Genomic DNA, 21,741 nt, shown 5'->3' on the forward strand with positions numbered 1-21,741 from the left:
GTTTTGTTAAAAAGGGATTCTTTCTAAAGCCATTTTTAAAGCCAGGCTAAATACGGCTGCCGATATAAATAACACCCAGCTCAGGCGTTTTATCCGTGTATAGTTAAAAATTAAAAAGGTAATAAGCAAAATTATAATCACCATAAAAATCTGCCCAGCTTCTAAACCCACGTTAAAACCCAGCAAGCCCCAGCCAATATTCTGGTCTTTAGCCAGCATCATCCTGATCGAATTGGCAAAGCCCATTCCATGTATCAATCCAAAGCCCAGGGCCAGGAAATAATTGATCTTAACCGATTTCAACGAAAAGTTTTTCCTAAACAAATTGCTTATCGCTGTAATTACAATGGTGCAGGGTATTAAAAATTCTACCCACTTACTGTCAAACCTGATAATATCCAAAACACTCAAAAGCAAGGTTAGCGAATGGCCAATGGTAAAAGCAGTAACCAGGATTAATACCTGTTTCAGGTTGGTGTAACTGTAAATAGCAACCAGTGCAAGTACAAAAAGCTGATGGTCCAAAGCATCGGCACTTATGATGTGTTCCCAACCCAGTTTAAAATAAAAGACAAAATCTTGTAACGGCATGAATAATAAGCTAACTATTACCAATGAAATAGTTTATAAAGCTTAAAATTAAATTTTTAATCGTAAAATCTCCAAATATCTACCAAACAAAAGTATAAATCCCAAATTTGTTACCCTTTTGGGCCATTTCATCTTCCATTTTAGCACAAAATTTAGTGTTTACACCTGTAAACTAAATTGTTGTTTAATTATACATAGGTAACGAGGTATATTGGTACTTACAATTTACATGGTCTTTTATTCCTCATTATGCTTTGGCTAAAATATTATTTCCAGAAACCTGCAAAAGGTTTTGACCCCGTACCTAAGGGCTTTGCCGAAAAGTATGCGGATAACGAATATAAAAAGGTAGACAGCAAGGTGCTGGATGCCATCAAAACACAGCTGACCGATTTTGAGGATAAAACCGTGCTTGATCTGGGTGCAGGCCCGGGCCAGTACAGTATTGAGTTTGCAAAAAGGGGAGCCAAGGTTACCTGGCACGACATTAGCCGCAATTACTTAAAAATTGCCAGAGATAGGGCCGAGACAGAAAATGTAGCTTTGGATTATAGCCTTGGCTACTTGGAAGAAGCCCATGGCCAGTTTGATGTGCTATTTAACAGGATATGCTGGTACTATTGCATTAACGATTACCTGTTTGCCAAGCGGATTTACAATCTGGTTAAAGACAATGGCTACGGTTTTATTGTGGTTAACAACGAAAAGTTTTTAAAGCAGGAACTTGCAAAAGAAGCCGGCTTAAAAAAACTGATTATTAAAATGAGTTATTGGCTTAATGAGAACTTTAACATTAAGCTCACGCATGTGCACCCATCACATCAGAAATTGAGCAGAATATTTGCCGGTTTAAGTTTTCAGCGCCTGCAGGTAGAGCAGCACGGACATAACACCTTGATTACATTTAACAAGTAGCCAATATATCTTTTACCTTTGCGTTCTTTATATTTCAGAATAACCATGCATAAATTAAAATATATCCTACTGTTTTTGTGCTGTACCTTTTTCTCCGTTAAAGCCGGGGTTAAACATCCGCTACACGTAAGTACAACAGAGGTAAGCTTCAATGCAAAAGATAAAACACTGGAGATTAGCTGCAGGATTTTTTCTGATGATTTTGAATCGATTTTAGCCAAGCTTTATAAACAGAAAACAGATCTGAACAATGCCAGCATGAAAAATGCAATGGATGAACTGGTCAAAAAATATTTAACCACGCACCTGCAGATCAAAGCTAACGGTAAAGCCTCAGTTATGAACTATATAGGTTTTGAAATAGACCACGAAGCAACCAATATTTATCTTGAAATCGGAAAAATCCAATCCTTAAAATCAGTCGAAGTGAACGACACAATTTTATACGATATGTTTGACGATCAGATGAGTATAGTACACGTAGTGAGGGGCGCTGTACGCAAAAGCACCAAAATCCTCTATCCCGAAAAAAGCTTTACAGCAAACTTTTAATTGTAATTTTTGTATTAGATAGGATTTCTGTGTTAAATTACCGTTAATTTTAATAGCCATATTATTGAAGTTAATATAGCTGAGAAATATTTCTTGTAATCTTTTTTTAAAACCGCGTTGTTAAAATAAGTTATGCATCTAATCATCTTCTCTAACCTATTAACGCCTCGGATTAAGTACATTTTCAGTTTTCTTTTTAAGGATATCCTCAAAGCAGAGATAGAATTTACGGGCAACAGCCAGTATTTTCTACAAAGCACACAGGCCAAAATCAGTTATGGGGACAAACCATTGGGTGAAGAGCTTTTTTTTAAGCAAACACCCTTACTCTTTTCCAATAAACTGGAAGAACCGGCGCTCAAAACCGTTTCATTTGGAGATTACAAGGTTCCATTCGCTGTTGAAGGCTCTGCATTGCCTTTTGATGTTTTTGCAGCTTCTTTTTTCATTTTAAGCCGTTACGAGGAGTATCTGCACCAAAAAAAATCAGCCGATGATTTTAAGCCCTCCAAAAGCTATCAGCACAAATGGAAAATATTGGATAGGCCGGTTATTGATGAGTGGGCACTGATTATCAAAAGTATGATCAGGAAAAAATACCCTGATTTTAAATTTCATGAGAAAAAATTTCAGCACCAGCCTACCATTAATTTCAACATCCCGCCCAATTTACCAGAGGGTTTGCTAAACAGGACCAAGTTTATTTTCAGTGCCATTTTTAAGAAGGAAAACAACTTTATCAGCACTAAATTTGATAGGATCACGGGAATAGGAATCAATAATGAGCAGGTGCTTGGTGAGGTACAACAAATGTTTGCCCATAAAAAGAACCATCCTCTTTATTTTGTCGATTTCCCTGATGTTCCCATGGATTATATTAGGGTAAATGGGGTTTCGAAAACACTTGCCAATCAATCCATAGGTTTGTTAAGGCCCTGTGCAGGCGATCAATTAAAAAAGAACACCATTAAGGATAGCTTGGTTAAACTCAAAAAAATCCACCCTAACCAGGTTTCATTAACCAGTCAACAGCTGGACGAGTTAAAATTCCCGATATGTTACTTAAACTTGCTTAGCTCGGGCATTACTTCCGATTATTCTATGGGCTACAGCAATGTTCTGGGTTTTAGAGCGGGTACCTGCACACCTTTTAACTGGTACGACCTGCAATTGGAAAAAGTTACCCCCTTAACTGTTAATTCTTACTGTATTACAGATTATATATTACAATATTTAACGAGCGAAGCAGCAGTAAAAGTTTTACACCAATATATCGATTCGGTAAAGATGGTAAATGGCACATTTTACAGCAGCTGGCGACTAAAAAGCCTCTCCGACAATCCCAAATACAAAAAAACGAAATCACTTTTTGCCGAAATGGTTAAATACACCGGCAATTGATTTTTTAATTTACCTTATCCCGATTAAATTGTTAAATTTAAGCAGTAAACCTGCCGTCGTCGAATTTTATGCAGGGCACTGAAAAAAGCGTATTATGATTTTTGATCTGAGTAAAACCAAATCCATTGCCAACACCTTTTTGGCCGAACTCCGGGATGAAAATATCCAGAAGGATTCGATGCGTTTCCGCAAAAACATGGAGCGGCTTGGCGAATTTTTTGCCTACGAGATCAGTAAAACACTTCAATATACCGTTCAGGAGATTACAACACCACTGGGCCTTTCGCAATGCGATGTATTAGCAGAACAACCTGTTCTGGCCACCATACTCCGCGCCGGACTACCGCTTCAGCAAGGTTTGCTTAATATTTTCGATCAAGCAGAATGCTGTTTTATTTCGGCCTACCGCAAAGTGAAAAAGAGCGGCGATTTTGTAATCCAGATGGATTACATCTCTACACCCGATTTAGAAGGAAAAGTATTGATTATGGCCGACCCCATGCTGGCCACAGGCCAGAGCATGGTAATGTGCTGCAAAGAGCTGATTAACCGTTATAAAATTAGCGAACTTCATATTGTAGCGGCCATAGCAAGCACCGAAGGCGTTGCGCATGTAAGGGCCAATTTACCCAAAGCAAAACTTTGGTTGGGCGCTATCGATGAAGAAATGACCAGCAAATCGTACATTGTTCCCGGTCTTGGCGATGCCGGAGACCTTGCTTATGGCGCTAAAGTTTAGTTCCGGATTCTTACAGCATGATTATCTTATTTGTATGTAGCCGAAATCAATGGCGCAGTGCCACTGCTGAAACCCTATACAAAAACCATCCCTACCACCAGGTTAGATCGGCCGGCACCGCAGCATCGGCCAGGGTTAAAATCAATGCCAAACTGATTATCTGGGCCGATCTGATTTTTGTAATGGAGAAAAAGCACAAACAACGAATTAATGAACGTTTCGCAGCAGAAGCAACCGAAAAAGAGATCATCGTTTTGAATATCCCCGACGATTACCAATATATGGATGAAGAACTGATTGCCGAGTTTAATGCTAAAGTGCACGAATATTTATAATTCGACAAGCATTAGCACTACCTTTGCAAAAATCATCACCCATGAAAAAACACATCTTCTTCGATCTTGACCATACCATTTGGGATTTTGACCGCAATGCCGAAGAAACTTTAAATGAGCTTTACCAAACTTATAAATTAGCAGAACTGGGCCTTACATCCTGTTCAGATTTTATCAGTACCTATACCGCAAACAACCATTCGTTGTGGGCCGATTATCATTTGGGAAAAATTACCAAAGATTTTTTGCGTTCAGAGCGGTTTAGCAAAACATTTATCCAGTTGGGTATCCATCCCGATGCTGTACCGCAACAGTTTGAAGACGATTATGTAAACATTTCGCCTACCAAAACCAATTTGTTTGAAGGTGCCGAACAGGTTTTAAGTTACCTTCAGCAGAAATATACACTTCATATCATTTCAAATGGGTTTAAGGAAACTACCTTAACCAAAATGAACCTATCCAAACTGAACCCTTATTTCGAAAATGTAATTATCTCCGAAGATGTTGGCGTTAACAAACCCAATCCCATTATTTTCGAATACGCCTTAGATAAGGCAAAGGCCGATAAAGCCGAAAGCATTATGATAGGCGATAGCCTTGAAGCCGATATTTATGGCGCGCTAAATTTTGGTATGGAAGCCATCTTCTTTAATCCATTGCAAAAGGAAAAGCCCGAAGATGTTAAGCAGGAAATTAACCACCTGGAAGAATTGATGAAACTTTTTTAATCCTACTCCTTTTTTGTTTGGTTTTGGCATTGGTTTGGCATTAGCTGAACCACACACAAATGAAACCTTAATTAAACCTTAAAGACGAATGAAAAAAACTATCTTTTTAGGTCTGGCAATGCTTTTTGCCAGCCTAAGTTTCGCTCAAAACAACCGCAGCAATGCCGAAGTATTTCTGCAGATTGGCCTACCGGGCAAGTACAGCGTATATTTAGACGATGAACTTGTTGGTTCTGCCACTGGCAGGTTCCGTTTTTACGATGTACATAATGCTAAACCACAGCTGTCTATTATGCAGGGCGATAAGACCCTGTTAAAAGAACGCATCAATGTAAATGCGCAGGAGCGGCTAATTTTGGGCTACAACAATGGCAGGCTTGAAATTATTAAACAACTTAGTCTGTTCCGCAATAACCAATACGCACTGAACGATTTTTATGGCTACGAAGAGTCTTACAATGGCGGCATTATACCAAGACCAGGCAGAGGACAAGTTTCCAATTATACCATAATGTCGCCCGAAGCCTTCTATCAGTTTTTTAGCCTGTACAAAAAAGAAAGGTTCGACGATAACAGATCGAGGTTGATCAAAGCAACAAGCAAAAATGCAACCTTTAGTACCGAACAGGTAAAGTACCTGCTAAAAGAGTTTTCTTTTGATGACCAACGGTTAGAAATGGCCAAACATCTTTATGCTAAAACCGTAGATCCACAAAACTATACTATACTTACAGATGTATTTAAGTTCTCATCAAGCAAAGATGATTTTTTGGATTTCATTGCTAAAGGATAATTCGCTTATCTTTATTAAATGACGGCTGCAAAAATAAAGGCATCGATACACAAAATTGTCGATGCCTATAAATCAAAACTATCGGCTTACCACGATGATGTTTTCCAAACAACCCCACCCATTGCCGGTTGGAGCTATAGCGAAGTATATACCCATATTTTCGATTCGAGTTTGCTTTCGTTAATTGCCTTAGAACGTGCGGCACAGGGCAAAGGCGAAGATAAGTCGACCCATTTTGTTGTAAAATTAATTTTGCTTTTGGGTACCCTGCCCCCAGCAAAAAAATACCAGGTACCCAAAAGACTGGCCGATCGTGTAAAAAAAATTAGCCGCACAGAGGCTTTGGATTTTATACTGGAATTTGAAAAAGCACTGGATGATAATTATCCACTCTTATCAACTGCAAATGCCAATTGCAAAACAAAACATCCAAGATTGGGCTATTTAAACGCCAAACAATGGTTAAGGTTTATCGAAATCCATTTAAAACACCACTTAAAACAGCTCGAAAGAATAGAAAAGAGTTTTCAGGCGTAAATTAATTTCACCATATTTGGGTAAACGCTTAATCCCATCTCATGAAAAACGCTTTTTATCTATTCATCTTAATAGTACTTTGCGCCTGCAATAGCGAAAAGAAAGAAGCCAGTCAGGCAGTTATAGCAACTCCAACTGGGCTACAGGGGCTACAAAAAAGCAATGCCGTAGCTGCGCCCGCCCAAAGCACCAAAAGTAATCTTATTTTTAACCCACCACATGGCGAGCCTGGGCATACCTGCGCATTAGCCGTTGGCGCACCACTGCATCAAACCGCAGCGGCAAGGCCTCAGCCAAATGTTAACCAGCAGCCGGTATCTGCAGCGCCAGAGGCAACAGTGGTAAATACATCCGGTAAAAAACTAAATCCTAAACATGGCGAACCCGGACATAGGTGCGACATCGCTATCGGCGCTCCACTAGATTCAAAACCGGTGCAGGTGATGCAGGCTACTTCTAGCCAGCCCACAGTTACCCAGGTTGCGGCAGTAAAAGTTGGCAAAGGGTTAAACCCACCGCACGGCCAGCCCAACCACAGGTGCGACATTGCAGTTGGTGCGCCATTAAACAGTAAGCCGGTGCAGCCAGCCGCCGTAATTCCGGTTCCAAATACCGAAGTCAAAACCCCTGAAACTAAAAGCGTAGAATCAAAAAGCGAGGGCAATTAACGCCTCCATTTAAGTGGAATAGCTATTTAAACAGTAAATAAAAGGCCTAAACATTTTTAGCATTTTCAATACCATGCTTAACGCACATTTTTTTACATCTTTGCGTTAATGAAATTACCCGCCATAAAAGGTTTTGACGAAGAAGCATTTAACAAGTATTTAAAAAATACAGGGTGGGTGATGTTTGGTAAGATACTGAGCATGATTGTTGGCTTTGTCGTTGCCAGATTCCTTGGGCCAATTTCCTTTGGCGATTTAAGCTTTGCTGATGCATTTACGGCAATTGCAGCAGCTATTGGAGCCTTAGGTTTGGATACATTTATTATTAGAGAAATATTAAATGATCCTACTAAAAAAAATGAAATTTTAGGCACTTCATTATTATTAAGGCTAAGTGTTAACCTGTTACTGATCCCAATTTCAATTGGTTTATATCTAATATTCCATAAATTTTCTAATAATCCAGGTGAGCCACTAACCTATGTTGTAGCATTGTTATCCTTTGCTGCATTCTTTAAATCATTTAACGTAATCGACTCATACTTTCAATCACAGGTACAATCTAAGTATGTAGTACATGTTCAAAACATATGCGTAATTGTTTCGGCGCTTGCTAAAATATTACTTGTTGTTCTACATATGCCAGTAATCTGGTTTGCATGGGCCTTGGTGTTTGATGGTTTTATTCTGGCATTTGGCCTTATTTTACTATATCAAAATAAAGGATTTAATCTATTTGACCTGCATTTTAAGAAAGAGCGTGCAAAATCACTTTTGAAACAATCGGCCCCTTTAATATTATCAGCTGTTATGGTATCTATTTACATGAAAATAGATCAGGTGATGTTAAAACCAGAAGGTAGTAGTGCTGTGGGAATTTACAGCGCAGTTGCAAAAATAAGCGAAGCCTGGTATTTTATTCCTGTTGCTATTGTGACATCAGTTTTCCCCGCCTTAATAAATGCCCGAAAAACTGATCACGAACGGTACATTAAACGGTTACAGAATTTATACGACTTACTAATTGCAATAAGTTTACCTATTGCGGTCATTGTTACTTTTGCTTCAACCTTCATTATCCATACAATATACAATAACCGCTTTGCAGGCGCGGAGCACATATTACCAATCCACATTTGGTCTGGTGTTTTTGTATTTTTAGGAAGTGCAAGTTCCCAATACTTATTAGCAGAGGGATTTACAAAGGTTTCCTTTTACCGTACTGCTTTTGGAGCACTAATAAACATCCTTTTAAACCTTTGGTTAATACCATTATATGCCGGCATTGGCGCATCAATTGCAACCTTGATAGCTTGTGCCAGTTCTGCATTTTATATTTTATTAATCCCTAAAACCAGGCAACAGGGGATAATGATGTTAAAATCATTATTTTTGGTCACAGCATTTCAAAAAATATTTAAACGTTGAGTACTCTTAAAGCATTAACCACATTAATTGCCAAGCCAAGCAGGCTTAAGGCATTATTATCATACGGACATAAAGGCTACCTGAACAGCATTGGCTGGTTTACGGCTTTTGATAAAAAACAGGCTGTAGATGGAAACGGAAAAGCTCTGCCCTGGGTAACCTATTCGTTTATCGACTTTATTAAAGAGCGGATCAATAAAACGCAGCATATTTTTGAATATGGATCTGGCAGTTCTACTATTTTTTATGCCGAAAGGGCGGGTTCGGTAACTTCTGTTGAACACGATAAAGGCTGGTTCGATATGGTGAAGAACACCAGTCCGGCCAATGCAGAGCTGATATTCTGCCAACTGGAAAAAGATGGCGAATATGCCAAAAAAGCAAGTATGCTCCATAAAAAGTTCGATATCATTATTGTTGATGGCCGCGACCGAGTAAACTGCTGCAAATACAGTAGCCAGGCGCTTTCGGCAAATGGGGTACTGGTTTTAGATGACAGTGAACGTGAGGTTTATAGCCCGGCCCGTGTTTTATTAAAAGAACAGGGTTTCAAAGAAATCAGCTTCAGTGGAATTTCACCAGGTCTATTCTACGAAAAAGCAACATCTGTTTTTTATAGGCAGGATAATTGTTTAGGCATCTAATCTTCCATATCAATCAGAACTTATGCTTAGCGAAGAAGTTAAAACAGCCTACGATAATTTTTATACCAATAGTGATGTGGCCTGGCGTATGCTGGGTGCGAAATACAAAGCACAGAATATTGTTGATGTTTGCAAAGGCATTAAACCCAAAAAAGTTTTGGAGGTTGGAGCAGGAGATGGCAGTATCTTACATTTCTTAAACGATTGGCATTTTGCTCCCGAACTTTATGCGCTTGAAATTGCACAAAGTGGTGTCGATATCATCAATGACCGTAATTTATCAAATCTGAAGGAAGCGCAAACATTCGATGGGTATAAAATCCCATATGAAGATGATGCTTTTGACCTGATTATCCTTGCACACGTTTTAGAACATGTAGAGCACGAACGGATTCTGATCCGTGAACTGAAACGTGTGGCCAAATATATCGTGGTAGAAGTACCTAAAGATTACCGTTTTGGGGTAGACCAACGGATGAAACACTTTTTGGATTATGGGCACATCAATATGTATACGCCTACATCTTTAAGGTTTTTATTGCAAAGCGAAGGACTCGAAATACTGGAAGATAAAGTGTCGATGACGGCTCCTGAAACGGTTAAGTTCAATGAATTTATTAATAGAAAAGCACCAAAAACATTTACAAAAAACTTAAAAATAGAGCTGGAGTACCGCATTAAAAAAACACTGGGCAATTTTTTTGGCAGAAAAAAGCAAGAACAGTTTGCCAATGCCTATACCGTATTAACCAAAAAATCGGATCATAACCTCCATATATTTTAGGATCATACACGTATATTTAACCATATAAGACATAATAAGAAAATGTAAGCTTATTATTCTTGTTAAGTGCACAATAATTACAGTTAAAAATCATCCCCGATTAACTATTAATTTATAAAGGAATGTTATTAACTAAAAATTATTTAAAAGACCTAGTTTATAAGATAAACGGAGCTGCAATTGAAGTACACAAGGCATTAGGGCCAGGATTGCTGGAAAGCACTTACCATAAATGCATGATACATGAGCTTAACCTAAGAAATATTAGTTTTAAGTCTGAACTTATAGTCCCTGTAAATTATAAGGGACTGGTAATTGACTCAAATTTAAGGTGCGATTTACTAATTGAAGATTCATTAGTCGTTGAGCTAAAGTCGGTAGAAAATGTATCTCCAATTCATGCGGCCCAGCTTTTAACTTATATGAAGTTACTGCGCGTACCTATTGGATTAATCATCAATTTCAATTGCTCACACATATTTACTGAGGGGCAGAAAACATATGTTAATGAAATTTATGAATCAATTTCTTAATATTGCCAACTTATAACTTAAATGGAACTTATTTGCCTTATATGGTAAAAATATAGTATTAGGTAACATATTTAAACCTGATATTCCTTTAATGGTAAAAACAAACATGCAAAAACTTGCTCCCATAGCGCTTTTCGTATACAACCGGCCGCAGCATACCGAGCGGACATTAAACTTTTTACAGCAGAACGAATTGGCTGGCGAAAGCCATTTGTACATTTTTTCTGATGGTGCAAAAACGGCACAGGAGGAAGAAAAAGTTGCCGCTGTAAGAAAGATTATCAATAAAACCAAAGGCTTTAAATCTGTTAAGGTAATCGAGAAAAAAGAAAATGCCGGATTGGCCAATTCCGTTATTGCAGGTGTAACGCAGCTCATTGCCGATTACGATCAGGTAATTGTTTTTGAAGATGACCTGGTTACCTCGCCACATACACTAACCTATTTTAACGAAGCATTAAACCAGTACCGCGATGAAGAAAAGGTAATGCATATCGGCGCATACATGTATCCTTTAAACCCGGAAAGCCTTACACAATCGTTCTTTTACCGGGCAGCCACCAGCTGGGGCTGGGCAACCTGGGGCCGTGCATGGAAAAATTTTGAGCCCGATGTTAATGTGCTCATGAAACAGTTCGACAAAAAGAAGCGGGCAGCATTTTCTATCGATAATAAAATGAATTTCTGGAAACAGATGCAGGAATTTAAAAAAGGCAAAAACAACAGCTGGGCCATCAGGTGGTATGCCTCTATTTTTTTGAAAGGCGGCCTAACACTTAATCCCGCTCGATCGCTCGTTAATAACATTGGCCACGATGGAACAGGGGTACATTCGGGAATAAACGATATTTATAATGTAATTATCAACCCAAAGCCCATTACGCAGTTTCCTACTGTAATTGCCGAAGATGCTGATGCCTATAAGGCCATTAAAAGCTTTTTGGCCAAAAGAAAAGGCAACATGGTAACCCGGGTTAGGCGTTTTGTTAAAGAAAAATTAGCCCAGTATTTCTCTAAAAAATAAAGCATATAGCTTTTTGTTGTGGGTAATTAAAAAAAATGACAAACCTTTTTTCAATTCCCCATGTTGCTTTTATACATCGAAACTATAAAAGTAAAGACATGAAAACTACAACAGCAACAACAGAGGTATTAAACGACCTGGTTCAAATTAATAACGACCGTATTGAAGGTTATGAAAAAGCCCGCAAGGAATTACAAGATGGAGACAGTGATTTAAAAACATTATTTCTGAATATGATAGGAGAAAGCCAGAAATATAAAATGGCTTTGGCTACCGAAATTGCTGCCCTTGGCGAAGATATTGAAACCGGCACTACCAACTCCGGCAAAATTTACAGAGCCTGGATGGATGTTAAAGGTTTATTTACCGGCCACGACCGTAAAACGGTTTTAAACAATTGTGAATTTGGAGAAGATGCAGCCCAGAACGCCTACAAAATGGCATTAGAAGAAGAAGATCTTCCAGCAAATATCAGAGAATTAGTTTCTGATCAAAAAGCATCATTAAGAACATCACACGATGAAATTAAAAGATTGCGCGATGCTCAGGCATAATTGAGTGAAATATAAAAACGAAAAACTCCTTCGGTTATAACCAAAGGAGTTTTTTTGTACATTTCGTCATCCTGAACTTGTTTCAGCATCTATATATCTTTAAGATAACTTTATACTTAAAAGCTTTCCGATACGCTACAATTTAAGGTGACGGATTTAATTAAGCTTCCAGTTCCCGGTCCAAATGCTCGGTAACCCTTTGAATCGTATTATCAATCGTATTGCTTAAAATAGTCAAGTACGATCCTTTTTTCGCTGTTTCAATAGCAATTTTCAAGCATTCAGTACTTTTATTGTTGATAATGATTTCTTTATCTGGATCAACTTCTTTAATTCCTTTTACCAAAAGGTCAACAAGTTCTTCCTGCTGCCTACCGCGAAGGTATTTCTCCTGGCAAACATAAATCTTATCAAACATCTGCGCCGAAATGCGGGCGGTTTCAATAATATCCTCATCCCTTCTATCGCCTGTTGCCGAAATAATGCCCACATGCTCTGTAGCTTCTACGCCCTGCAAGAAACCTTTTACACCGTTAAATCCATCAGGATTGTGTGCAAAATCTACCAGAACTTTAAAATCCTTAAACCTGAAAATATTCATCCTACCAGGCGTATGTGCCGCAGAAGGGATAAAAGTTTCTAACGATAAACGGATATCTTCTGGTTTATAGCCCCACAAATAGGTTGCTAAAGTTGCGGCAAGCACATTCTGGATCATAAAGTTTACCGAACCACCAAAAGTTAAAGGAATATGGGTAGCCTTATCAACCCTCAACTTCCAATCGCCGGTTTTAATGGTAATGTACCCGTTTTCGTAAATGGCGGCAATACCGCCTTTTCTGCAATGCTCTTTAATTACCGGATTATTCTCATCCATACTAAAATAAGCAACGTTGCAACGGGCATCCTTAGCAATACGCACACAGTAGCCATTGTCGGCATTTAACACTGCCCAGCCTTTGCGGCGTACCGCACCAATTACCACGGCCTTTACACGGGTCAAATCATCAAGGTTATGAATGTCTGATATGCCCAGGTGATCTTCCTGTATGTTGGTTACCACGCCAATATCGCAGGCATTAAACCCTAATCCAGCCCTTAAAATTCCACCGCGTGCCGTTTCAAGTACGGCAAACTCTACTGTTGGGTCTTTTAAAATAAACTCCGCACTAATTGGCCCTGTAGTATCGCCTTTCATCAGCATGGTATTGTGTACATACACACCATCACTGGTGGTAAAACCAACACGTTTACCGTTGCTTCTTATAATGTGGGCAATTAACCTAGTGGTAGTGGTTTTTCCGTTGGTTCCGGTTACGGCAATAATTGGGATCTGCGATAATTTCCCCTGCGGGTACAGCATATCGATAACTGATGCCGCAACATTTCTTGGCAAACCTTCACTAGGTGCAAGGTGCATCCTAAAACCCGGCGCAGCATTAACCTCTAAAACAACACCACCGTTTTCGGTAAGGGGCTGTGTTAGGTTTTGCGCCATAATATCAATGCCACAGATATCCAGACCAATAACCCGCGAAATCCGCTCACAGATAAAAATATTCTGTGGATGGACAATATCCGTTACATCAATCGATGTTCCGCCTGTACTTAAATTAGCTGTAGATTTTAGGTAAACAATTTCTCCCTTTTCCGGAATGGTTTCTAAAGTGTATTCCTTTTTCGCCAATAAATCTAAAGTATCCCGATCAACCGCAATTTCGGTTAACACATTTTCGTGTCCATAACCACGGCGCGGATCTTCATTTTCTTTATCGATTAACTCCTGAATAGTATTGATGCCATTTCCCCTTATATGTGCCGGATCTCGTTGCGCGGCTGCAATTACCTTATGGTCAATTACCAGCACGCGAAAATCATATCCCGTAATAAATTTCTCGATAATTACCTTTCTAGAGTAGGTTTTGGCATATTCGAAAGCCGCCACCGCTGCTTCCATGGTTTTTACGTTAATGGTAGCACCTTTACCGTGGTTACCATCCAAAGGTTTAAACACCAATGGGAAACCAACTTTTTTAACAGAAGCCTCCAGATCATCAGGATTTGAAATGGTTACGCCCGAAGCTACCGGAATAGCGGCCTCGGTAAGTAAACGCTTGGTTTCTTCCTTATTACTGGCGATATCAACAGCAATGCTACTGGTTTTCTCGGTCATGGTGGCCCTAAAACGGACCTGGTTTTTACCGTAGCCCAACTGTACCAAAGAGCTTTTGTTCAGCCTGATCCAGGGAATGCTCCGGCTAACCGCCTCTTCTACAATAGAAGCTGTGCTGGGCCCTAGGGCTTCGAGCTCCCTAATCTCTTTCATCCTACGGATATCGTGCTCTAAATCATATTCCTCATTATTGATAAGCGCCTCGGCAATTTTAACGGCAGCCTCTGCGGCATAAACGCCAACTTTTTCTTCCAGATAACTGAATACCACATTATAAATGCCCTCAGTTTTGGTTTGGCGTGTTCTGCCAAAGCCGGTTTCCATGCCCGCAAGCGTTTGTATCTCTAAAGCAATGTGTTCAATTACATGCCCCATCCAGGTTCCTTCCTTAACCCTGGTAAAAAAACCGCCTTCAACTCCTTTAGAACAACGGTGGGTGAACATGCTCGGCAACAGTTTTTCTATGCGCTCACTAAATCCTTCTATTACGTTTGTTGGTTTTTGCTCCAGATCTTCTAAATCCAGTCGCATCTGGATTAATTTCTTTCGACTGATAGACCATATATTTGGCCCTCTTAATACTTGTATGTTTGATATCTTCATGTAATGTTTTGCTCGCTTTTAATGTTAAACAAGGTTTTGGGATGGCCTCTTTCTATTCTATTTAAGGAATAAAATTTCTGACTGTAAATTATGCATTTATTTCGAGAATAGAGGTTGCTTTTGGTTAAATCAATTTTAAGGCGTATTTGTTTTATTTTTAAGCACTAGGCTGTTAATTTTATGTTATATTATTTCAACTTATGTTAATAAAGTGAATATTATTGACAAAAAAAGTCGCGTTTTTTCTCCTAAGCATATATATTTGGGCTTTTTGATACCTAATACATAAAGAATGGTTCCGAAAGGTAAACTCATCATCATCGGCGGCGCAATAAATACAGGCAGCTTCGCAGAAACGCAATTTGGATTGCCCGACAATATGAATTTTTTTGAGCGTGGAATTTTAAAAAGGATTACCACAGAATCAATAAAGGATACCGGATCGAGGTTCGAGATCATTACTACAGCTTCGTTAATGCCCGAAAAAGTTGGCGAAGAATACATCAAGGCTTATGCACAGCTGGATGTACATAATGTAGGCGTATTGAACATTACCAACCGCGAAGAGGCCAATGCAGAAGATAATTATGCACGTATCCAAGCTGCAGAGGTAATTATTTTTACCGGTGGAGATCAGCTCCGTCTTTCTTCTATATTTGGAGGCACCAAAATACACCAGCTTCTTCTAGAAAAGTATAAAACTGAACCGGTTGTAATTGCCGGTACTTCGGCCGGTGCTGCTGCAAGTTCGAAAAACATGATATACCAGGGCAGCAGTAAAGATGCACTGCTTAAAGGTGAGGTTAAAATTACCGGTGGACTGGGCTTTATTGATGATGTTATTGTAGATACACATTTTGTTCAACGTGGCCGCATTGGCCGTTTATTATATGCTGCAGCCAGTAATCCGGGTATTTTAGGCATAGGCCTTGGCGAGGATACAGGCCTTTTCATTTCGGATGGACATACCATGGAAGCCATTGGCTCGGGCATGGTAATTTTAGTTGATGGCCGCACCATGGCCGATACCAATTTAACGGATGTGGAAATGGGACAGCCTGTTTCAATAAAAAATATGGTGGTACACGTCATGTGCGATGGAGACGTTTATGATTTGGCAGATCACAGTCTAATCATTCACCATCCAAAGGCTATTCAAATAGGGTAAAGACGTAAAAGATGTAAGGTTAAAGTCTCACATCTAAAATCTCATTTCTCAATTCCATCAAATGAAACTGATTATACACGGAGGCTTCTTTAGCGAATCTTCTACCAACCAGGAAACCAAAAAAGCCAAGCAGGATGCTTTGGCCGCTATTGTTATGCAGGGGCACGAATATTTAAAAACCCATACGGCATTAGAAACAGTAGTTTACACCGTTTCGCTGCTAGAAGATAACGAGCTATTTAATGCAGGCATAGGTTCGCAGATTCAGAGTGATGGAAAAGTGAGGCTAAGCGCTGCTTTAATGGATGGCACAACAGAGCGTTTTAGTGGCGTTATCAATATTGAGGATGTTAAAAATCCTATTCAGGTAGCACAAAATCTTTTAACCTACGATGACCGTGTTTTAAGCGGCGATGGCGCGCAGCAATTTGCCCGTGAAAGTGGTTATCCATACTTTAATCCGATTACCGCCCAGCGCCAGGCAGAATATGAAGCAAAACTAAACCTCAAAAACAATAAAGGCACTGTTGGTTGTGTGGCATTAGATGCGGCAGGCAACCTTGCAGCAGCTACCTCAACCGGAGGTAAAGGATTTGAAATCCCCTGCCGGGTTAGCGATTCGGCAACCGTAGCGGGCAATTTCGCCAATGCATATGCAGGCATTTCCTGTACAGGTGTAGGCGAGGATATTGTGAGCGGTGCCTTGGCAGCCAAAATTGTAACGCGTGTTACCGATGGTTTTTCTTTAAAAGATGCAGCCGATAAATCTTTTACAGAACTTAAGGCATTTGATGGCTTTGCAGGCATTGTAGGCATCACTGCAGCAGGAGAAATATACCATTGCGACTCACACCCGTACATGGTTTGGGCATCTTTTGATGTTAATTTACAGGTATTTAGCTGAAATTAGATTTAAAGTATTATTTTTGTTGCATGACCAAGATTGTATTGGCCCTGATCGGCCTTTTCGCATCCCTACAACTACAGGCTCAAAATATAGATAAAACGGAAATCCAAGAACCCAATGGAGGTAATGCAATTAATATTGCAGTATCTAAATTCGACCTGGAAGACGGAAACTCTTTTTTTGAAGAAGCAGAAGATTTAGAGCGAAAAGGTGATTACAACGAAGCCCTAACATTATTTGGAAAAGCCGCTTTCGAATATAACGCCGTAAAAAACTTTAACCGATACGGCCAGGCCATCATTAAAATGAGCAATATGCACTACCAGCTGGGCCGTTTTACCGATGCAGAACAGATTCTCTTAAATGTTGCCCTAAAAAACTATTCTAAAACAGGTAACAGGACCGGCATAATGAATACTTACAACCTTTTAGGCAAAGTTTACCTGGCCAACACCAAATACACACAATCGATGTGGTTTTATACCCAACAGGGCATTTTGGCCAAACAGTTAAAAAGCAATAACGCTTACATCGAATCTATTTTGGGCATTGTACAGGTTAAAATCAAAAAGAAGGATTTTACGCTTGCGTTAAGAGATTTAAAATCGGCCGAATGGCTTGCCAATTCCATTAAAAGTACGCAGTACAAATCGCAGATAAAAGATGCGAGAGAAATAATTGCCAACAAAACCGCTCCAAAAAAAGCCAATCAGGGCTAAGCTTTAACCTGCATTTGCACTTTAAACAAATTATCTCTTTGATATTTTGGGGTAACTACGTGAATATCGCCATCACAAATTAGCCTGCAAAAACCTGATAATCTTGACTATAGCTATCAATTACTCTTCCATCACCGTCTGCAGATAGTCAAATTTTAAAGTACGGTTAAAACAAAAAATAACTCATAACGTTCTTCTTAAGAAATTGTTAAATAAAAAGCTTTTAGCTAAATTTGGTTAAGTTTTAACAAGAGACGGTAATAATGCTGTCTCTTTTTTGCTTTTTTGATAAAATGGTATCATATTGGCTATATAGAATTGGAAATGGATTTTAAATCATTTAAAGAGATGTTAAAGAGAATATTTTTTGTAATTTTTACTGCAGCAGTACTTGCTTGTCATGCCGCACCTAAAACCCAGCCTATGGTTGATGGGGTTACGAATGTAAAACCCGACGAGCAGCAACAACTTGTAATTAAAGAAGTTGTTAATTTAATTGAGAGTTACAATTACAAAAAAATTCAGATAAACGATTCTATTTCTTCACTAATACTGGATAAATACATAAAATCGCTTGATCAAGGGAAAAACTATTTCCTTGCCTCTGATATTGCCTCTTTTGAGAAATACAGATACACCCTGGATGATGATTTTAAAAATGGCGATTTAAGCGGTCCGTTCTTTATCTATAACGTTTATGCAAAACGCTTAAATGAATACTTTGCTTATTCTCTGGCTCAGATCAAAACCAAATTCGATTTTAACCAAACAGATACTTACGTGTACGACAGAGAGAAAATGCCTTGGGCTACATCTTCTTCAGCATTAAATGATACCTGGAAAAAACGCGTTAAATACGAGCTGATCAATTTAAACCTGGCCGGAACAGCAGAGGCTAAAAATGTAGAAACATTAACCAAACGTTATCAGAACCTACAATCGCAAACGTCAAAAACCAATAATCAGGATGTTTTCCAGATTCTGATGGATGCTTTTACCGAATCGATTGATCCACATACCAATTACTTCAACCCGAGCAATGCAGCGGCCTTTAATGAAGACATGTCGCGCTCTTTCGAAGGCATTGGAGCACGTTTACAATTGGAAAACGAGGTTGTAAAAATTTCAGAAATTATTGCCGGTGGACCAGCATTTAAAGGTAAACAACTGAGCGCTGGCGATAGAATTATTGCTGTAGCACAGGGAGATGGCGAATTTGTTGATGTTGTAGGCTGGAGACTGGATAACACTGTTACTAAAATTAAAGGCCCGAAAGGTACAAAAGTGCGTTTAAAGGTTATTCCGGTAGGAAAAGAAATGTCGTCGAAACCGGTAATTATCGAACTGGTTCGGGATAAGGTTATCTTAGAAGAAACCTCAGCAAAGAAAAAAGTAAAAACGATAAACAGCAACGGTAAAGATTTAAAAATCGGAATCATTACGCTTCCTGCTTTTTACGCCGATTTTAAAGCTGCCAATGCAGGCGATAAAAACTATAAAAGTACCACACGCGATGTAAGGAAATTAATTGATTCTTTAAAAAACATCGATAAAGTGAGTGCAATCGTGATGGATTTACGTGGAAACGGTGGTGGATCTTTAGTAGAAGCCATCTCATTAACAGGTTTATTTATTGATAAAGGCCCAGTGGTTCAGGTAAAAGATCTGCGTGGCAAAATAGAGGTAGATGAAGATGAAAATAGTGGTGTAGCATGGAACGGGCCATTTGGCGTAATTGTAGACCGTTTAAGTGCATCAGCATCAGAGATTTTTGCAGGTGCCATACAAGATTACGGCCGTGGTATTATTATGGGTAGCCAAACTTATGGTAAAGGTACCGTGCAATCGTCAATCGATTTAAACAAATTGGTGAACCCAAGCATGCTGCAAAGGGTAGCCGGTTTGGTTTCTAAAGATAAAACGGTTGGTACATCTCCCAATAGCACCAATCCGGCTGATATTAACCTGGGCCAGATAAACTTAACCATGGCTAAGTTTTACCGTGTAGCAGGCAGCAGTACACAACATAAAGGTGTTACACCTGATGTTGTTTTCCCATCAGTTTACCCAATGGATAAAATTGGAGAAGATACAGAACCATCGGCATTGCCTTGGGATGTTATTGCCAGCTCAAACTTTAAGCCTGTGGCTAATTTAACAGCAGTTAAAGCACAGCTGATCAAAAATAGCGAGCAACGCATTGCAAATTCTTCAGACTTCAAATACCTGAAACAGGATATTGCAGACCTTAAAAAACGCGATGCAGAAGTTTCAGTTACTTTAAACGAAGCTAAACTTAAAGCAGAGCGCGATGCCCAGGAAGCTAAATCTCTGGCCAGACAAAATGAGTTAAGGGCATTGAGAGGCTTGCCAGCCATTAAAAAGGGAGAAAAAATCACTAAACAGGACGCTTTTGATTTTATTGAAGACGAATCATTAAGGGTAATTGGTGATTTTATGCAGCAATCTGGCAGTTATGTTATGAACCTTGGGATAATGCCAAAAAATAATTAATAAGATATAGCGTATAGCAAGAGGCCTCTTCAGTTAAAACTGAAGAGGCCTTTGTTTTTGAGACTTCTGAAGTCTCCTTATAAAAAGACCTCGAAGGTATGATATGCATCATGCAAATCAAACCTTCGAGGTCTAAAAGTTCGAGGTCTAGAAATTACGAAATCTAAATTTTAATGTTATTTCTTTGCAGATGGCTCGTTCTGTCTATTTATCTGCATAGCCATCATTTCTTTCATGGTTTTGTTCATCCCTTCGGTACTTCCATCCAAAAATATCACATTGCCTTCGCTGTATTCTGCAAACTGTTTAATGGCTTCTGTCCACATGGTAAACAGAATTACCGACGTATCTAAATTAGCCTGTTGCATTTCGTGTGCAGCATTGGTCATACCTTTGGCAACTTCTTCCCTAAACAAGGCGATACCCTGTCCGCGCAGTTGGGCGGCTTCACGTTCGGCCGTAGCTGCAATTTTAATGGCGTTACCATCAGCCTCTGCACCTTTGGTTTTCGTAATCAACAAAGCCTGTCCTTCATTTTCTGCTGCAGCTTTTAAGTTGTTCGATGCAACCACACGGCTCATTGAGCGCATAATTTCTTCATCGAAAGTAATATCGTTTAACTGAAGATCCTGTAGGTGATAGCCCCAGCCATCCAAAACCTGGTCAATCTGTTCTTTAACATGCAGTACAATTTCATTTCGCTGCGCCAGTACATTGGCCTGCTTTTGTGTAGCTACATACGCCCTGATCGAGCCTTCAATAGTCCTGATCAATGCCTGCATTAAATTTGTGGCATCTACGAATTTAAAGGCTACATTTTTAATGGTTTCTTCATCCTGGTTAATTACCGAATACAAGAGCATGGCTTTAAAATAAACATTGGCCTGATCTTGTGTTACTGCCTGGAAGGATAGTTCTACCGAACGGTTCTGAATTGAAATCCGCGAATAAATTTGCTCAATTAATGGGATCTTGAAATTTAAACCGGGCCTTAATAACCTTTGGTATTTGCCAAAAACCGTAACCACAGCTATGGTACCCTGTTTTACGGTTACGAAAGAGCTCAGCAGTATAATTACTCCTATAGCGATTAAAATGTAAATGGTGTATTGCATAAATTAGATTTTTTATGAAGTTATAAAAAATAAAACACAAACAAATCAATTCACACCCGGCTTAACTTCCAAACAAAAGCTTCTCTTTTTTGTCTTATTCTAAAATCTACTAACATGAATGTAAAACGCACCTTCGGAACAATATTAACCATACTTGGAATTATCGGACTAATTTACGCTGGATATGGCTTCGTAAACCACAATCAAAATACACGGGGCCTAATGGTTTACGGTATTATCGGGCTAATATTCTTTGTCTCGGGAATAGGATTGGTTAAGAATACGAAAGATGAGAGTTAGGGGCAACAACCCA

At 39.2% G+C, this 21,741-nt stretch carries 23 protein-coding genes; 20 read left to right on the forward strand and 3 right to left on the reverse strand.

What is annotated here, in order from left to right; all coding sequences use genetic code 11:
- Nucleotides 1-6: 6 nt before the first annotated feature.
- On the reverse strand, nucleotides 7-591 hold the full coding sequence (locus tag ACS5PU_RS07505) for a HupE/UreJ family protein (protein WP_439458667.1): 585 nt from the start codon (nucleotides 589-591) through the stop codon (nucleotides 7-9).
- 249 nt (nucleotides 592-840) lie between these two features.
- On the opposite strand from ACS5PU_RS07505, the gene ACS5PU_RS07510 reads away from it, so the two are divergent.
- The 15 genes from ACS5PU_RS07510 (at nucleotide 841) to ACS5PU_RS07580 (ending at nucleotide 12,229) form a co-directional block, all read left to right on the forward strand.
- Complete coding sequence (locus tag ACS5PU_RS07510; RefSeq protein ID WP_439458668.1) at nucleotides 841-1,506, forward strand: class I SAM-dependent methyltransferase; 666 nt, start codon at nucleotides 841-843, stop codon at nucleotides 1,504-1,506.
- 45 nt (nucleotides 1,507-1,551) lie between these two features.
- Nucleotides 1,552-2,058: a DUF6702 family protein gene (locus ACS5PU_RS07515; protein WP_439458669.1), complete on the forward strand. Its 507-nt coding sequence runs from the start codon at nucleotides 1,552-1,554 to the stop codon at nucleotides 2,056-2,058.
- 132 nt (nucleotides 2,059-2,190) lie between these two features.
- Nucleotides 2,191-3,459 carry a DUF7033 domain-containing protein gene (locus tag ACS5PU_RS07520; protein WP_439458670.1) on the forward strand — a complete coding sequence of 423 codons (1,269 nt, stop codon included), beginning with the start codon at nucleotides 2,191-2,193 and terminating at the stop codon, nucleotides 3,457-3,459.
- Nucleotides 3,460-3,553: 94 nt separating this feature from the next.
- Nucleotides 3,554-4,198 (forward strand): uracil phosphoribosyltransferase, encoded by a 645-nt coding sequence (gene upp, locus ACS5PU_RS07525; protein WP_439458671.1) that lies wholly within the window; start codon nucleotides 3,554-3,556, stop codon nucleotides 4,196-4,198.
- 17 nt (nucleotides 4,199-4,215) lie between these two features.
- Nucleotides 4,216-4,533: a low molecular weight protein tyrosine phosphatase family protein gene (locus ACS5PU_RS07530; protein ID WP_439458672.1), complete on the forward strand. Its 318-nt coding sequence runs from the start codon at nucleotides 4,216-4,218 to the stop codon at nucleotides 4,531-4,533.
- 41 nt (nucleotides 4,534-4,574) lie between these two features.
- Nucleotides 4,575-5,264 carry a YjjG family noncanonical pyrimidine nucleotidase gene (locus ACS5PU_RS07535; protein WP_439458673.1) on the forward strand — a complete coding sequence of 230 codons (690 nt, stop codon included), beginning with the start codon at nucleotides 4,575-4,577 and terminating at the stop codon, nucleotides 5,262-5,264.
- 88 nt (nucleotides 5,265-5,352) lie between these two features.
- Complete coding sequence (locus tag ACS5PU_RS07540; RefSeq protein ID WP_439458674.1) at nucleotides 5,353-6,057, forward strand: DUF4476 domain-containing protein; 705 nt, start codon at nucleotides 5,353-5,355, stop codon at nucleotides 6,055-6,057.
- Nucleotides 6,058-6,075: 18 nt separating this feature from the next.
- Nucleotides 6,076-6,594 (forward strand): DinB family protein, encoded by a 519-nt coding sequence (locus tag ACS5PU_RS07545; RefSeq protein WP_439458675.1) that lies wholly within the window; start codon nucleotides 6,076-6,078, stop codon nucleotides 6,592-6,594.
- A 41-nt stretch (nucleotides 6,595-6,635) separates the two neighbouring features.
- Nucleotides 6,636-7,262, forward strand: a complete 627-nt coding sequence (locus ACS5PU_RS07550) for a hypothetical protein (RefSeq protein ID WP_439458676.1) — start codon at nucleotides 6,636-6,638, stop codon at nucleotides 7,260-7,262.
- Between the two features lie 108 nt (nucleotides 7,263-7,370).
- Nucleotides 7,371-8,690 carry a flippase gene (locus tag ACS5PU_RS07555; RefSeq protein ID WP_439458677.1) on the forward strand — a complete coding sequence of 440 codons (1,320 nt, stop codon included), beginning with the start codon at nucleotides 7,371-7,373 and terminating at the stop codon, nucleotides 8,688-8,690.
- A complete protein-coding gene (locus ACS5PU_RS07560) occupies nucleotides 8,687-9,334 on the forward strand; it encodes an FkbM family methyltransferase (RefSeq protein ID WP_439458678.1) in 648 nt (215 codons plus the stop codon). The genes ACS5PU_RS07555 and ACS5PU_RS07560 overlap by 4 nt, the downstream gene beginning before the upstream one ends.
- Nucleotides 9,335-9,356: 22 nt before the next feature.
- Nucleotides 9,357-10,118 carry a class I SAM-dependent methyltransferase gene (locus tag ACS5PU_RS07565; protein WP_439458679.1) on the forward strand — a complete coding sequence of 254 codons (762 nt, stop codon included), beginning with the start codon at nucleotides 9,357-9,359 and terminating at the stop codon, nucleotides 10,116-10,118.
- Between the two features lie 122 nt (nucleotides 10,119-10,240).
- Entirely contained in the window at nucleotides 10,241-10,651 is a 411-nt protein-coding gene (locus ACS5PU_RS07570) for a GxxExxY protein (RefSeq protein ID WP_439458680.1), read from the forward strand.
- Nucleotides 10,652-10,757: 106 nt separating this feature from the next.
- Entirely contained in the window at nucleotides 10,758-11,675 is a 918-nt protein-coding gene (locus ACS5PU_RS07575) for a glycosyltransferase family 2 protein (protein WP_439459302.1), read from the forward strand.
- Between the two features lie 98 nt (nucleotides 11,676-11,773).
- On the forward strand, nucleotides 11,774-12,229 hold the full coding sequence (locus ACS5PU_RS07580; RefSeq protein WP_439458681.1) for a PA2169 family four-helix-bundle protein: 456 nt from the start codon (nucleotides 11,774-11,776) through the stop codon (nucleotides 12,227-12,229).
- 160 nt (nucleotides 12,230-12,389) lie between these two features.
- Here the strand turns inward: ACS5PU_RS07580 and cphA are convergent, their stop codons facing one another.
- A complete protein-coding gene (gene cphA / locus ACS5PU_RS07585; RefSeq protein WP_439458682.1) occupies nucleotides 12,390-15,005 on the reverse strand; it encodes a cyanophycin synthetase in 2,616 nt (871 codons plus the stop codon).
- Nucleotides 15,006-15,297: 292 nt separating this feature from the next.
- Between cphA and ACS5PU_RS07590 the strand changes: the two genes are divergently transcribed.
- From ACS5PU_RS07590 to ACS5PU_RS07605, 4 genes are all read left to right on the forward strand, one after another.
- Nucleotides 15,298-16,173 (forward strand): cyanophycinase, encoded by an 876-nt coding sequence (locus ACS5PU_RS07590; RefSeq protein ID WP_439458683.1) that lies wholly within the window; start codon nucleotides 15,298-15,300, stop codon nucleotides 16,171-16,173.
- A gap of 61 nt (nucleotides 16,174-16,234) precedes the next feature.
- The gene (locus tag ACS5PU_RS07595; RefSeq protein ID WP_439458684.1) at nucleotides 16,235-17,077 is read left to right on the forward strand and encodes an isoaspartyl peptidase/L-asparaginase; all 843 of its coding nucleotides are present in this window, start codon (nucleotides 16,235-16,237) and stop codon (nucleotides 17,075-17,077) included.
- Nucleotides 17,078-17,106: 29 nt separating this feature from the next.
- Nucleotides 17,107-17,799 (forward strand): hypothetical protein, encoded by a 693-nt coding sequence (locus ACS5PU_RS07600; protein WP_439458685.1) that lies wholly within the window; start codon nucleotides 17,107-17,109, stop codon nucleotides 17,797-17,799.
- Nucleotides 17,800-18,147: 348 nt separating this feature from the next.
- Nucleotides 18,148-20,313: a carboxy terminal-processing peptidase gene (locus ACS5PU_RS07605; RefSeq protein WP_439458686.1), complete on the forward strand. Its 2,166-nt coding sequence runs from the start codon at nucleotides 18,148-18,150 to the stop codon at nucleotides 20,311-20,313.
- Between the two features lie 176 nt (nucleotides 20,314-20,489).
- Here the strand turns inward: ACS5PU_RS07605 and ACS5PU_RS07610 are convergent, their stop codons facing one another.
- A complete protein-coding gene (locus ACS5PU_RS07610) occupies nucleotides 20,490-21,428 on the reverse strand; it encodes an SPFH domain-containing protein (protein WP_439458687.1) in 939 nt (312 codons plus the stop codon).
- A 114-nt stretch (nucleotides 21,429-21,542) separates the two neighbouring features.
- On the opposite strand from ACS5PU_RS07610, the gene ACS5PU_RS07615 reads away from it, so the two are divergent.
- Nucleotides 21,543-21,728: a hypothetical protein gene (locus ACS5PU_RS07615; RefSeq protein WP_113950816.1), complete on the forward strand. Its 186-nt coding sequence runs from the start codon at nucleotides 21,543-21,545 to the stop codon at nucleotides 21,726-21,728.
- The last annotated feature ends 13 nt before the right edge of the window (nucleotides 21,729-21,741 follow it).

Source organism: Pedobacter sp. GSP4, assembly GCF_051857575.1.
In the GTDB taxonomy this organism is placed as follows: Bacteria; Bacteroidota; Bacteroidia; order Sphingobacteriales; family Sphingobacteriaceae; genus Pedobacter.